This window comes from Meridianimarinicoccus roseus, from assembly GCF_003172915.1.
GTDB lineage: Bacteria > Pseudomonadota > Alphaproteobacteria > Rhodobacterales > Rhodobacteraceae > Meridianimarinicoccus > Meridianimarinicoccus roseus.
This window is the reverse complement of sequence record NZ_QGKU01000026.1, coordinates 21,082-34,316: the sequence shown is the minus strand read 5'-3', so window position 1 is coordinate 34,316 and position 13,235 is coordinate 21,082. Positions and strand designations below refer to the sequence as shown.

General features: G+C 65.8%; 12 protein-coding genes. 3 read left to right on the top strand and 9 right to left on the bottom strand.

The window, feature by feature from the left end; all coding sequences use genetic code 11:
* Window positions 1-15 precede the first annotated feature (15 nt).
* Complete coding sequence (locus DKT77_RS06015) at window positions 16-1,239, top strand: multidrug effflux MFS transporter (RefSeq protein WP_109810816.1); 1,224 nt, start codon at window positions 16-18, stop codon at window positions 1,237-1,239.
* 33 nt (window positions 1,240-1,272) lie between these two features.
* On the opposite strand, the gene DKT77_RS06010 is transcribed toward DKT77_RS06015, so the two are convergent.
* Window positions 1,273-2,670, bottom strand: a complete 1,398-nt coding sequence (locus DKT77_RS06010; RefSeq protein ID WP_109810815.1) for an aspartate aminotransferase family protein — start codon at window positions 2,668-2,670, stop codon at window positions 1,273-1,275.
* Between the two features lie 123 nt (window positions 2,671-2,793).
* On the opposite strand from DKT77_RS06010, the gene DKT77_RS06005 reads away from it, so the two are divergent.
* Window positions 2,794-3,030: an Lrp/AsnC ligand binding domain-containing protein gene (locus DKT77_RS06005; protein ID WP_109810814.1), complete on the top strand. Its 237-nt coding sequence runs from the start codon at window positions 2,794-2,796 to the stop codon at window positions 3,028-3,030.
* 79 nt (window positions 3,031-3,109) lie between these two features.
* The gene (locus tag DKT77_RS06000; RefSeq protein ID WP_109810813.1) at window positions 3,110-4,096 is read left to right on the top strand and encodes a quinone oxidoreductase family protein; all 987 of its coding nucleotides are present in this window, start codon (window positions 3,110-3,112) and stop codon (window positions 4,094-4,096) included.
* Window positions 4,097-4,139: 43 nt separating this feature from the next.
* Here DKT77_RS06000 and phoB read toward each other — a convergent pair whose 3' ends face one another.
* The 8 genes from phoB to DKT77_RS05960 all read right to left on the bottom strand — a co-directional run bounded on the left by phoB (window position 4,140) and on the right by DKT77_RS05960 (window position 13,203).
* Complete coding sequence (gene phoB / locus DKT77_RS05995) at window positions 4,140-4,835, bottom strand: phosphate regulon transcriptional regulator PhoB (RefSeq protein ID WP_109810812.1); 696 nt, start codon at window positions 4,833-4,835, stop codon at window positions 4,140-4,142.
* A gap of 1 nt (window position 4,836) precedes the next feature.
* Complete coding sequence (gene phoU / locus DKT77_RS05990) at window positions 4,837-5,556, bottom strand: phosphate signaling complex protein PhoU (protein ID WP_109810811.1); 720 nt, start codon at window positions 5,554-5,556, stop codon at window positions 4,837-4,839.
* Window positions 5,557-5,573: 17 nt separating this feature from the next.
* Window positions 5,574-6,362, bottom strand: a complete 789-nt coding sequence (pstB, locus tag DKT77_RS05985; RefSeq protein ID WP_420798299.1) for a phosphate ABC transporter ATP-binding protein PstB — start codon at window positions 6,360-6,362, stop codon at window positions 5,574-5,576.
* Window positions 6,363-6,385: 23 nt separating this feature from the next.
* A complete protein-coding gene (gene pstA, locus DKT77_RS05980; RefSeq protein WP_109810809.1) occupies window positions 6,386-7,744 on the bottom strand; it encodes a phosphate ABC transporter permease PstA in 1,359 nt (452 codons plus the stop codon).
* A complete protein-coding gene (pstC, locus tag DKT77_RS05975; RefSeq protein ID WP_109810808.1) occupies window positions 7,741-8,946 on the bottom strand; it encodes a phosphate ABC transporter permease subunit PstC in 1,206 nt (401 codons plus the stop codon). Before pstC ends, pstA begins: the two co-directional genes overlap by 4 nt.
* An 81-nt stretch (window positions 8,947-9,027) precedes the next feature.
* Window positions 9,028-10,071 carry a substrate-binding domain-containing protein gene (locus tag DKT77_RS05970; RefSeq protein WP_109810807.1) on the bottom strand — a complete coding sequence of 348 codons (1,044 nt, stop codon included), beginning with the start codon at window positions 10,069-10,071 and terminating at the stop codon, window positions 9,028-9,030.
* 440 nt (window positions 10,072-10,511) lie between these two features.
* Window positions 10,512-12,389, bottom strand: a complete 1,878-nt coding sequence (locus tag DKT77_RS05965) for an ABC-F family ATP-binding cassette domain-containing protein (protein WP_109810955.1) — start codon at window positions 12,387-12,389, stop codon at window positions 10,512-10,514.
* 31 nt (window positions 12,390-12,420) lie between these two features.
* On the bottom strand, window positions 12,421-13,203 hold the full coding sequence (locus DKT77_RS05960) for a GNAT family N-acetyltransferase (protein ID WP_109810806.1): 783 nt from the start codon (window positions 13,201-13,203) through the stop codon (window positions 12,421-12,423).
* Window positions 13,204-13,235: the final 32 nt, after the last annotated feature.

Sequence of the window (13,235 nt, the reverse complement as noted above, 5' to 3'; positions counted from 1 at the left end):
CACTAGCCGATAGCCATGAACTTCAATCCCAAGACTCCGTTGTCGCGTCCTGAATTCGTCGCATTGATGGCCATGCTGATGGCCACCATTGCCTTCTCGCTCGATGCGATGCTGCCCGCGCTGCCGCGCATCGCGGCGGAACTCACGCCGGAGGCAGCCAACCGCGCGCAGCTGATCGTGTCCTTCTTCGTTTTGGGCATGGGTGTGGGCACGATTTTCGCTGGGCCTATGTCGGACAGTTTCGGACGCAAGCCGGTGATCGCGGCGGGCGCAGTGACCTATTGCGCCGGCGCCGCGATGGCCTGGCAGGCCCAGACGCTGGAATGGCTGCTGGTCGCCCGGCTGCTGCAAGGCTTCGGCGCCGCCGGGCCGCGCGTCGTAGCGCTGGCGATCATCCGCGATCTTTATTCCGGGCGGGCGATGGCGCAGATGGTGTCCTTCGTGATTATCGTGTTCACGCTGGTTCCGGCCATCGCGCCGACCTTCGGCGCCGCCGTCATGGCGCTGACCGGAAGCTGGCGGGGCATCTTCCCGTCCTTCATCGTCTTCGCGGTCACCGGGCTGGCGTGGCTGGCGTTCCGCCAGCCCGAAACCCTGCCGCCCGCCAAGCGCCGACCGGCGCGGCTGGCACCGGTCTGGCACGCCACCGTGGAGGTGTTGCGCCACCCCGTCGTGCGCGGCACGATCATGGTGCAGATCCTCGCCTTCGCGATGCTGTTCGCCAACCTGTCTTCGGTGCAGATGGTGTTCGACCAGACCTTCGGGCTGGCCGACAGCTTCCACCTGTGGTTCGGGCTGATCGCCGTGATCGGCGCGGGCGGCGGGTTCCTGAACGCGCGACTGGTGATGCGGCGCGGGATGCGCTGGGTGATCGAAGGAGCGCTGGCCGGGCAGGTACTGATTTCGGCGCTGTTCGTCGGCGGCGCGGCGCTGGGACTGTTGTCGGGCGACGTGCTGTTCTGGGCGTTCCTTGCGTGGACAGGCAGCGTCTTCGCAACCGCCGGCCTGACGCTGGGCAACATCAACGCGCTGGCGCTGGAACCGATGGGCCATATCGCGGGCACGGCGGCGTCGGTTGTCAGCGCGCTGGGGTCGATCGGCGCGGCGGTGCTGGCGGCACCGGTCGGGCTGGCCTTCGACGGCACCCCGATGCCGGTGGCCGCGGGGGTGCTGCTTTACGGCGCGCTGGCGCTTGTGCTGATGAAGCGCCTGCCGCACGAGCATCCGCGCCCGATCTGACCGCGCGCTGGGGCCGTACCGTGGCGCAGCGGTTCAAACCGCCGCCACCATAAGCCCGTCGGCGCGCAGGCCCGCAAGCGTTTCGTCCAGCGCCGTTCGCGCGCGGGCGACCAGCATGTCGACCTCGTCTTCCGAGATCACCAGCGGCGGCGCGATGATCATCCTGTCGCCCACATGCCGCATGACCAGGTCGTTGGCGAAGCACCGCTCGCGCGCACGCAGCCCGGCTGTGCCCTCGGGTGCGGCGAAGCGGGCCCGCGCGGCCTTGTCCGGCGTCAGTTGCAGCGCGCCCATCAGGCCACAGGTTTCCGCCGCCCCGACGAGAGGATGGTCCGCCAGCCCCGCCCACGCACGCGCAAGATAGGGCCCGGTGATGCGACCGACGCGGCCCGGAAGGTCCTCGTCCTCGAGGATGCGCAAGTTGGCCAGCGCCACGGCGGCGGCGACCGGATGACCGGAATAGGTGTAGCCGTGGTTGAACTCGATCCCGCCGATCACCTCGGCTACGCGGTCCGACAGGATCGACCCGCCGATCGGCTGATACCCTGACGACAGGCCCTTTGCGATGGTCATGATGTCGGGACGCAGGCCCATGGTCTGGCTGCCGAACCAGTTGCCGGTCCGTCCGAACCCGGTGATCACCTCGTCGGCGATCAGCAGGATATCGTGCGCGTCGCAGATCCGCTGGACCTCGGGCCAGTAGCTGGCGGGAGGAACGATCACCCCGCCCGCGCCCTGCACGGGTTCGGCGATGAAGGCGGCCACCCGGTCCTCACCCAGATCGGCGATTGCGGCTTCCAGTTCACGCGCGCGGGCGATGCCGAACGCCTCTGGCGTCATTTCGCCGCCCTCGGCCCACCAGTGCGGCTGGCCGACATGCACGATGCCCGGGATTGGAAGCCCGCCCTGCGCGTGCATCGCTGCCATGCCGCCAAGGCTGGCACCGCCCATGGTCGAGCCATGATAGGCGTTGCGCCGCGAGATGATTACCTGCTTGTCCGGCTTGCCCTGAGCGGCCCAGAACTGACGCACGAGGCGGATGTTGGTATCGTTCGCCTCGGAGCCGGAGCCCGCGAAGAAGACATGGTTCAGATTGCCCGGTGCGAGTTCGGCCAGCTTCGCGGCCAGCGCGATGGCGGGCACGTGGGTCGTCTGGAAGAAGGTGTTGTAGAACGGAAGCTCACGCATCTGCGCGGCGGCGGCCTGCGCCAGTTCCTCGCGCCCGTAACCCGCGTTCACGCACCACAGCCCCGCCATGCCGTCGAGGATGCGGTGTCCCTCGCTATCGGTCAGCCAGCACCCCTCGCCGCGCAGGATCACGCGCGCGCCCTTCTGCGCCAGCCCTGCGGCATGGGTGAAGGGGTGCATGTGATGCGCGGCGTCCAGCGCCTGCAGTTCCGCCGTCGGCAGATGGTTCGTGATACGCGTCATGGGAAAGCCTTTCAGCGATGCCTTGCCGGTGATCTACCGCCGCCCGAGGGGCGCGACAAGGACCGATGGACCGCGCGCGCGCCCTGCGCTATGGCTGGGAGGTTCCACCCCGTGAGGCCCCGAATGAATTGCGTCTTCGTGCAAATCCGCTGCAAGCCCGGCACCGCCTATCGCGTCGCCGACGAGATCACCCTGCGCGAGATTCATTCCGAACTGTATTCCACCAGCGGTGACTACGATCTGTTGCTGAAACTCTATATCCCGCAGGGCGATGATGTCGGCAAATTCATCAACGACAACCTGCTGGACATCGCAGGGATCGAACGAACCTTGACGACGCTGACCTTCAAGGCGTTCTGACCGGGGTCTCGACAAGTCTTCCCAAGCGCGCTTAAACCGCAGGACACGCGGCGCGAGACCGCCAGGGAGATTTACAGACATGCACACCACCACCGCACCGACCGTCGTGATCGACGCCTTCGGCGGCCCCGAGGTCCTGAGGCTGGAGGACCGCCCGGTGGGCGAGCCCGGACCGGGCGAGATCCGCATCCGGCACGAAGCCTGCGGGCTGAACTTCATCGACGTGTACCAGCGCACCGGCCTTTACCCGATGCAACTGCCCGCCGCGCTGGGCCGCGAGGCGGCAGGCGTGGTGGAGGCTGTGGGCGAAGGCGTCACCCACCTGCGCGCAGGCGACCGTGCCGCCTATGCCAGCGGCCAGTCCGGTGCCTATTGCGCGGCGCGCGTGATGGACGCGGCGCAGGTCTGCCCTCTGCCTGAAGGCGTGTCCTTCGACGAGGGCGCGGCAATGATGCTGAAGGGGCTGACGGTGCACTACCTGTTCCGGCGCACGGTCCCGATCACACGTGGCGACACGGTGCTGTTTCACGCAGCGGCGGGCGGCGTAGGGCTGATCGCCTGCCAGTGGGCGCGGGACGAGGGTATCACCCTGATCGGAACGGCCGGCAGCGACGAGAAATGCGCGCTGGCGCTGGAACACGGCGCAAGCCACATGATCAACTACCGGACAGAGGATTTTCCGGTCCGAGTAAAGGAACTGACCGGCGGCAAGGGCGTGGACGTCGTCATGGACAGCGTCGGCGCCGATACGTTCGACGGCTCGCTCGATTGCCTGAAACCGCTTGGGATGATGATCTCGTTCGGGAACGCATCGGGCAAGGTGCCCCCGGTTGATCTGGGCACACTGGCGGCAAAGGGGTCGCTCAAGCTGACGCGCCCGACCCTGTTCACCCATATCGCGGAACACCAGACCTGCCAGACTATGGCGCAGGAGCTGTTCGCAAAGGTCCTGAGCGGCGCAGTCAGGATCCGCATCGACCAGCGCTTCGCACTTGCCGATGTCGCCGAAGCGCACCGGGCACTGGAAGCCCGCAAGACCACCGGCGCAACCGTCCTTACGGTCTGAGAAGCGCGGCGGGGGCCGCCCGGCCCCCGCTGCCTGTCACATGTCAGCCAAGCGCGTAGCCCGCGCCGCGCACCGTACGCACGGGGTCATCGCCGCCATGTTGACACAACGCCTTGCGCAGCCGCCCGATATGCACGTCGACCGTGCGGGTATCGACATAGATGTCACGCCCCCAGACCCGGTCCAGAAGCTGCTCGCGGCTCCAGACACGGCCGGGCTTTTCCATGAAGGTGGACAGAAGCCGGAACTCCGTCGGGCCCAGCTTCAACGGGTTGCCATCGCGGAACACCTTGTGGCTCTCCGCATCCAGCGTGATGCCGTCGAATTCCAACACCTCGCCGACCGTCGCTGGCCGGGTGCGGCGCAGTTGCGAGCGGACGCGCGCCATCAGTTCCACCACTGAGTAGGGCTTGATGACATAGTCGTCCGCGCCGGTTTCAAGGCCGCGCACGCGGTCCACCTCTTCCGACCGGGCGGAGAGCATGATGATCGGCACGTTGCGCGTTTCCGACCGGGTCTTGAGCTGGCGGCAGACCTCGATGCCGGACACGTTCGGCAGCATCCAGTCGAGAACGATGAGATCCGGCGCCGACTCCTGCACCAGCATCAGCGCCTCTTCGCCGTTCACGGCCTTGGCCACGCCAAACCCCTCGGCTTCGAGGTTGTAGGCCAGCACCTCGCGCTGCGAGGCCTCGTCCTCGACGATCAGCACGACGGGCTGAGATGCGGGGGGCGCCATGTCACGCTTCCTTCGGACCGGCCATCAGCGACGTGCGGTCGTGCTTGGGGCGGGCGTCGGTCGGGATCTCGCCGGTCACGAGGTAGATCACCTGATCGGCGATCGAGGTGACGTGGTCCCCCATCCGTTCCACGTTCTTGGCAATGAAATGCAGGTGCATGCAGCCGGTGATGTTGCGCGGGTCTTCCATCATGTAGGTCAGGAACTGCCGGAACATTGCGTTGTACATCTGGTCCACGTCGCCGTCGCGCACGCGCACATCCTGCGCCAGGTCGACGTCGCGCTTGATATAGGCGTCCAGTGCGTCCTTCAGCATCAACTCGACCGCCTGGGCCATGCGGCGGATATCGGACGGGGCGCCTTCGATCGGGTTCATCTGGACCAGAACCGAGTTCCGCTTCGCCATGTTCTTGGCGTAGTCCCCGATACGTTCAAGGTTGCCGCTGATCTTCAGAACGGTCAGCACGGTGCGCAGGTCGCCGGCCGCGGGGGAGCGCAGTGCGATCAGCTTTGCCGCCTCCTCGTTGATCAGAAGCTCCAGTTCGTCCACGGCAAGGTCACGGTTGCGTACCGTAGTCGCCAGTTCCTCGTCGCGCTGTTCCAGCGACCGCGCAGCGTCAAGGATCGCGCTTTCCACGAGACCGCCCATTTTCATGATATGCGCCTGGACCGCTTCCAGGTCACGATCGAAAACGGATGCGATATGCTTGTCGTTCGGCAAGGTGAAATTCCTTCGGTTCAGCCGATGCGGCCTGTGATGTAGCTTTCGGTGCGCGGATCTTTGGGGTTGGTGAATATCTCGTTGGTTGGCCCGAACTCCACAAGATCGCCGAGGTGGAAGAATGCCGTTTTCTGGCTGACACGAGCAGCCTGCTGCATGGAATGGGTGACGATCACGACCGAGTAGTTGGTCCGCAACTCGTCGATCAATTCCTCGACCTGCGCCGTCGCGATCGGGTCCAGCGCCGAACAGGGTTCGTCCATCAGCAGCACTTCGGGTGCCGTGGCGATGGCACGCGCGATGCACAGCCGTTGTTGCTGGCCACCCGACAGACCGGTGCCTGGCGCATCGAGCCGGTCTTTCACCTCGTCCCAGATGGCGCCGCGGCGCAGGGACTGTTCCACGATGTCGTCGAGATCGGCCTTTGTCTTTGCCAGCCCGTGGATCCGCGGGCCATATGCGATGTTGTCGTAGATCGACTTGGGGAACGGGTTGGGCTTCTGGAACACCATGCCGACCTTGGCGCGAAGCTGCACCGGATCGACCTTCCTGTCGTAAATGTCTTCACCGTCGAGCGTGATCTTCCCGGTCACGCGGCACACGTCGATGGTGTCGTTCATGCGGTTCAGGCAGCGCAGGAAGGTGGACTTGCCGCAGCCCGACGGACCGATGAAGGCGGTGACGGTCTTGTCCTCGATGTCGACATCGATGCCCTTGATCGCCTCGGTTTCACCGTAATAGACGTGCACGTCCCGCCCGGCAAACTTGATCGTGTTGGTGTCCACGTCACGCTCCAAAATTCTCATGTCATTCATATGACCTACTCCGTTTACCAGCGACGCTCAAACCGGCGGCGAAGGATGATGGCCACGAGGTTCATCAGGACGAGTAAAACCAGCAGCACGATGATCGCACCCGAGGCACGTTCGAAAAAGGCGGGGTCGGACCGCTGGGTCCAGTTGTAGACCTGCACCGGGAGCGCCGTGGACGGGTCGAACAGGCCTTCGGGCGGCGCGCCGGGATAATCGCGCACGAAGGCGACCATGCCGATCAGCAGCAGTGGCGCGGTTTCGCCAAGCGCCTGCGCCAGGCCGATGATCGCGCCCGTGAGGATGCCGGGCATCGCCAGCGGCAGCACGTGGTGGAACACCGTCTGCATCTTCGACGCGCCAACCCCCAGCGCCGCATCCTTGATGGAGGGCGGTACCGATTTCAGCGAAGCGCGGGTCGAGATGATGATGGTGGGCAGCGTCATCAGGGTCAGCACGAGGCCGCCGACGATGGGCGCCGATTGCGGCAGGTGCGCGTAGTTGATGAAGATCGCAAGCCCCAGGATACCGAACACAATGGACGGAACCGCCGCGAGGTTGGAGATGTTCACCTCGATGATGTCGGTGATCCAGTTCTTCGGCGCGAACTCCTCCAGATAGATCGAGGCCGCCACGCCGATGGGCAGCGCCAGAGCCAGCACCACCAGCATCATGTAGACCGAACCGATGATCGCAACGCCAAGCCCGGCGGCTTCGGGCCGCTGGTCCGACGCGTCGGGCGCGGTCAGGAAGCCAAGGTTGAAGGACGTCGTCAGGTGCCCTGCCTCGGCCAGCCGTTCGGCGGCGACAAGCTGCTCGGGCGACACGTTGCTGTCGATCTGCGCGCTTTCCATCGTCACACGACCCTTGAAGAACCCGTCGATCCGGCCGTTGGCGAGGAACTTGAACTCTTGTGTGGTGCCGATCAGGTCAGGGTTTGCCAGCACGAAACGGCGCAACTGGCCGGCTGCCTCTTTCGAGATCATGTCGCCGATCATGCCGTCTGTCAGGCCCTCGACCTCACCACCCATCTCGCGCACCAGATTCTGCGCCGCGCCGCGGATGATCGGTGTGTAGCCGAAGGTCAGGACCTTGGCGATGTCCTCGGGGTTGCGGTTGCCGTTCGGGTCCAGAACGCTTTCGTCCAGCGTGACGTCCATGACGACATAGGTCTGCTTGAACGCCGGCAGACCGTTGCCCAGGATCGACACAAGCAGCACGACCAGCGACAGGATGCCGATGCCAATCGCGCCAAGGCCGTAGGCCTTGAACCGCTTTTCGGCGGCGTTGCGGCGCTTGGTGCGGTTGGTCTGCGTGAACAGCGAGCTTGGCTCCGCGTCGCCGGAAACCGGCGCGGAAGGTGCGGTTGCGTCGGTCATTCGTACTGCTCCCGGTACTTGCGGACGATGTAGAGCGCGAGGACATTCAGCCCCAGCGTGATGACGAAGAGGGTGATCCCCAGCGCGAAGGCGACGAGCGTCTCGGGAGAGGCGAAGTCCGTGTCGCCGGTCAGCTGGCTGACGATCTTCACGGTCACGGTGGTCATCGCCTCGAACGGGTTGAGCGACAGCCGCGCCGCAGCCCCGGCCCCCAGCACCACGATCATCGTCTCGCCGATGGCGCGCGACGCGGCCAGCAGGATCGCGCCGACGATGCCCGGCAGCGCGGCCGGCAGCACCACCTGCTTGACGGTTTCAGATTTGGTCGCGCCGATCCCGTAAGAGCCGTCGCGCATCGCCTGCGGCACCGCGTTGATGATGTCGTCCGACAGCGAGGACACGAAGGGAATGAGCATAACACCCATGACAAGACCGGCGGTCATCACCGAAGACCCGCTGTCCCCCAGCCCCATCGGCTGGGCGAAGTAGTCGCGCAGGATCGGGCCGACGGTGATCAGCGCGAACAGGCCGTAGACGATGGTTGGAATGCCCGCCAACACCTCCAGCAGGGGCTTGGCGATGCCGCGCACGCGCGGTCCGGCGTACTCCGCCAGGTAGATCGCGGCGAAGAGCCCGATCGGCACGGCCACCATCAGCGCGATGAAGCTGACATAGAGTGTGCCCCACAGAAGCGGCAGCATCCCCAGATCGCTGTCGCCCTGGAAGCGCGGCGTCCAGTTGGTGCCGAAGAAGAAGTCCAGCATGGGGTACTGGTTGAAGAAGTTTATCGTCTCGAACACCATCGACAGCACGATCCCGATCGTCGTCAGGATGGCGACTGACGCTGCGGCGATCAGGATGCCCTTGACCAACTGTTCGGTCACGTTTCGCGCGCGGTAGTCGAGCGTAATGCGTCCGAGGGTGACATAGAAGGCCGCGGCAGCGGCCCCGAGCGTCAGCACGGTCGTCATGATGTTGGCGCTGTCGGCGATGCCGGTCACACCGCGGATCACCCCGCTGGCCACCAGTGCCACGACCCCCGAAAGAAACGCGGCCAGCGCCACGTTGGCGCCGTGAAACGGTTTGTTTGAATGAAGTACGCGATTGTCGTCACCCGAGATCGTCGCGGCTTTGCGGCGGCCCATGACGTATCCCGCCGCGGCGATCGCGCACAGGATCAGAATCAGCAATATGCCAGGCATGGTCCCACCTGCTGTGTCTTTTCGTTTTTTCGGAAAGGGGTGGAAGCGGCCCACACGGGGCCGCTTCTGAAGTCATTCGGCTCAGGAGCCGGATGCCATGGTTTCTTCGTTTTCGATCATCGACTGGGTCTGGCCCAGTTCCGGATCGGGCGTCAGGCCGTATTCGGAAAGCGGGCCGCCCGGGCCTGCAACCGCGTCGGACACGAAGAACGACGCGTATTCCTTAAGGCCGGGGATCACGCCGATATGCGCCTTCTTGACGTAGAAGAACAGCGGGCGCGACACCGGGTATTCACCGGTCGCGATGGTTTCGGTCGACGGAGCGACGCCGCCCATGGTGGCGACCTTCAGCTTGGCGGTGTTGTTCTCGTAGAACGACAGACCGAACACGCCGACGCCCGACGGATTGCTTTCGATGCGCGCCAGGGTTTCGGTGTAGTCGCCGTCGATGTCCACAGAACGGCCATCGGTGCGGACCGACATGCAGGCGGTTTCTGCATCGTCCTCAGACATGCCCAACTCGCCGGTCATGACTTCGAACGCGCCGCTCGTTTCGCAGCCGCTCAGCAGGACCTTCTCCTCGAACACTTCGCGGGTGCCGTGCTTGGTGCCCGGGATGAACGCCTGGATTTCTTCTGCGGGCAGCGATGCGTCGACATCGGCCCAGGTGGCGTTCGGGTTGGCGACAAGCGCGCCGTCCACCACGATTTCCTGCGCGAGGGCGTTGTACCACTGCGCTTCGGTGAAGGCGGTGTAGGCAGGACCGTTGATGTCGCTGGCGAAGACGATGCCGTCATAGCCGATGCGAACCTCGATGATATCGGTCACGCCGTTGTCGGCGCAGGTCTGGATTTCGCTTTCACGGATGGAGCGCGATGCGTTGGCAATGTCGACGGTGTTTTCGCCGACGCCTTCGCAGAACCGCTTCAGGCCTGCCGAGGAGCCGCCGGATTCGATCACCGGGGTCGGGAAATCGAAGTTTTCGCCGAAAAGCTCGGCAACGATGTTGGCATAAGGCAGAACGGTGGACGAACCGGCAACCTGTACCTGGTCACGCGCGGCGGCGGCTGTGGCCGAGATGGCAGCGATCGCCAGCGCGGAGGCGGACAGTTTGATGAGTTTCATTCGGATCTCCGTGCGGATTGTATGCGCCACGCGAGTGTGGCTGCCTCGGTGCCCTAGAGACTAGATGTAACAGAATTGTAATACTTTTATGACTGGCCAGTGAAGAAACCTGGCTGCATGGCGCACAGCCGTGGCGCCCCCACCTGCAACAATCGGACCGACTAGCACAACCATATGATTTTAATTAATTAAATCAGACAACACCACGCGATTCCGGTTTCTTCGACAGCGCTAGACGACGTTAAGTAAGCAAGGCCGCGCCGAGGCCCCCATCGGCCGGAAAACGCCCGGCGCAGCCCGGATCCGCGCCGAAGCCGTAGGCTGGGGGCAGACGCGAATCTGCAAAGTTGTCTAGATAGGCAAGCCACTGCACACGCGCCCCGCGAGTGTCCGCGACGTCAGGAGCGCGTGGTCAGACCGGCGGGCTCGGTCCTGCGATGTCAGGCGCGCCGGGCGTCCGCCTCGGCCCGCTCGGCCAGCGCCATCCATTCCTCTTCGGCATCCGACAATGCGCCGTGCCGCTCCACAAGCGCATCCGTGGCCTTCTGGAACTTGATCGGCGCACTGGTGAACATGTCGGGGTCCGCCGCAAGGAAGTCTTCCAGCTTGGCGATCTCTGCCTCGAGCCGCGCGATCACGTCGGGCAGTTCCTCGAGTCTGTGCTTTTCCGTGAAGCTCAGCGCAGCCGCGCCGGACGCCTCGGCTGAGCTTGCGCCCTGCGCTTTCGCGCCTTGGCCCTTCGCCGCGCCCTTGCCGCTGCCCTGCCCCGCCGTGGCGACCGACGCACCGGGATCGGCGCCGAACAGCGGCCCGCCACGCTGTGCGCGGTAGTCGGACCAGCCGCCGGGATAGACCGTCGCGCGCCCGTCGCCTTCCATGGCCACGGTGGCGCTGGCCACACGGTCAAGGAAGTCGCGGTCATGGCTGACAAGCAGCACGGTGCCGTCATACTCTCCCAGCACGTCCTGAAGCAGGTCCAGCGTCTCGATATCCAGATCGTTGGTCGGTTCGTCCAGCACCAGCAGGTTGCTGTCACGCGCCATGATCCGCGCCAGCAGCAGACGCGCCTTCTCGCCGCCGGAAAGCGACTTGACCGGCGCCCGGGCCTGGCGTTCGTCGAACAGGAAATCCTTCAGGTAGGCGACGACATGCTTCGGCGTGCCGCGCACCATCACCTGGTCGGCGCGGCCCGACACCCGCATCGACGGATCGCCGGTCAGACTGTCCCACAGCGTCGCCTCTGGGTCGAGTTGCGCGCGGTTCTGATCGAACACCGCCAGCGACAGGTTGGAGCCAAGCTGCACGCTGCCCTCGTCCGGCGCGATCTCGCCAGTCAGCATCTTCAATAGCGTGGACTTGCCAGCCCCGTTCGGCCCGACGAAGGCGATCCGGTCACCGCGCAGCACCCGCAGGTCGAACGGCGCGAGGATTGTCCGGTCGCCGAACCGCTTGGCAATGCCCTTTGCCTCGATCACCCGCTTGCCGGACTTCTGGCCGGAAGCCAGCGCCAGATCGGCGGCCCCGGCCCGGCTGATCTGCGATGCGCGTTCCGCGCGGAGTGCCTGAAGCGCCCGCACCCGACCCTGGTTGCGCTTGCGCCGTGCGCTGATGCCCTCGACCGCCCAGCGGGCTTCGGCCTTGATCTTGCGGTCCAGCTTGTGGCGCGCCTCGTCCTCTTCGGCCCAGGTCTTGTCGCGCCAGGCCTCGAACTCGGCAAAGCCCTGCTCCTGCCGCCGCACCGCGCCGCGGTCGATCCACAGCGTCGCGCGGGTCAGCGCGGTCAGGAAGGCGCGGTCGTGGCTGATCAGCACGAAGGCCGCACGCGTGCTTTTCAGCCGCTCCTCCAGCCAGGCGATCGCCTGCACGTCGAGATGGTTGGTCGGCTCGTCCAGCAGCATCAGGTCCGGGTCTTCGGCCAGCAGCTTGGCCAGCGCAGCGCGCCGCCTTTCGCCGCCCGACGCCGCGCTGACGGCCGTGTCCGGGTTCAGCTTCAGCCCCTCGGACACCATCTCCACCCGGTAGGCTTCTCCCGGCGGCAGTTCGCTGGCCGCAAAGTCGCCCAGCGTGGCGAACCCGTCGAGTGTGGGTTCCTGGTGCATGTAGCCAACCGACTGGCCTGGCGCGAGCGTGACCGCCCCCCGGTCGGGTTCCACCAACCCCGCCATCACTTTCATCAGTGTGGACTTGCCGGACCCGTTGCGCCCGACCAGCGCGACACGGTCGCGCGGCTGCACGACGAGGCCGAGATCGGAAAAGACCGGCTCCCCCCCAAAGGTAAGAGAGATGTCGGAGACCTGGAGAAGGGGAGGTTGCGCCATGCCGCGCGGATAGCCGCGCAGCACCGGGCGGTCAAGCGGGCGCGGACAGGGTCGGCGCCGACAGACCGTCCAACAGCTCCGCCCCCATCGTGCGGAGCGCGCGGGCGCGCACGGGAGGGATGCTCGCGATGTCCAGCCCGGTAAAGACGTGCAGCGTGTCGAGATCGCGGTCCAGCACCGCATGGTCCGACACCCAGCCGCCCAACGACAGATAGCTGCGCAGAAGCGGCGGCATCGCTCGCAGCGCCGCGGCCCGGTCGGGACGGGTGCCGCGCAGGACGCGTGCGAAACGGAAGACCGACGACGCCTTGACTCGCGGCAGCCAGCGGCGCGGCGCAAGATGCCCGGCGGCCAGCATCGCGAAGGCATCTGTGTAGGGGGCGCTGTCGGTGCCCTTGAACGAGGTGCAGCCGAACATAAGCTGCGTGCCCTGCGCACTGACCACCGCGCCAAGCCCGGCCCACGCCAGACGCAGCACGTCGGGGTCGCGGCAATCCGGATGGATACAGAAGCGCCCCATTTCCAGCAGCGGGCCCGCGTGACCGGCAAGGCCCCGCAGGTCGTAGTGGCGCGCCGCGTAGCTGCCCGCGATCTCGGCCCCGCTGGCCAGCGGCAGCAGCCGGAAGCAGGCGACCAGCGCGCCGTCTTCAAGCCGTTCCACCAGAACATGACCGCAGCGCGCATCCAGCGCGTCGCCATCAGGGGCATCGGCATCGCCGCGGAACGTGAGCCCGCGCAACCGCTGCGCCGCCTTCAGATCTGCCGCCGTGCGCGCGAACCGCACCCCGTATCGTGACCCTGCCTGCCGTGCCATGCCCCGAACCTTCCACCGACTTGGCGCCGCGG

Coding starts and splice junctions, on each gene's coding strand:
- DKT77_RS06015 (WP_109810816.1), top strand. CDS start 16: ATGAACTTCAATCCCAAGACTCCGTTGTCGCGTCCTGAATTCGTCGCA.
- DKT77_RS06010 (WP_109810815.1), bottom strand. CDS start 2,670: ATGACGCGTATCACGAACCATCTGCCGACGGCGGAACTGCAGGCGCTG.
- DKT77_RS06005 (WP_109810814.1), top strand. CDS start 2,794: ATGAATTGCGTCTTCGTGCAAATCCGCTGCAAGCCCGGCACCGCCTAT.
- DKT77_RS06000 (WP_109810813.1), top strand. CDS start 3,110: ATGCACACCACCACCGCACCGACCGTCGTGATCGACGCCTTCGGCGGC.
- phoB (WP_109810812.1), bottom strand. CDS start 4,835: ATGGCGCCCCCCGCATCTCAGCCCGTCGTGCTGATCGTCGAGGACGAG.
- pstB (WP_420798299.1), bottom strand. CDS start 6,362: ATGAGAATTTTGGAGCGTGACGTGGACACCAACACGATCAAGTTTGCC.
- pstA (WP_109810809.1), bottom strand. CDS start 7,744: ATGACCGACGCAACCGCACCTTCCGCGCCGGTTTCCGGCGACGCGGAG.
- pstC (WP_109810808.1), bottom strand. CDS start 8,946: ATGCCTGGCATATTGCTGATTCTGATCCTGTGCGCGATCGCCGCGGCG.
- DKT77_RS05970 (WP_109810807.1), bottom strand. CDS start 10,071: ATGAAACTCATCAAACTGTCCGCCTCCGCGCTGGCGATCGCTGCCATC.
- DKT77_RS05965 (WP_109810955.1), bottom strand. CDS start 12,389: ATGGCGCAACCTCCCCTTCTCCAGGTCTCCGACATCTCTCTTACCTTT.
- DKT77_RS05960 (WP_109810806.1), bottom strand. CDS start 13,203: ATGGCACGGCAGGCAGGGTCACGATACGGGGTGCGGTTCGCGCGCACG.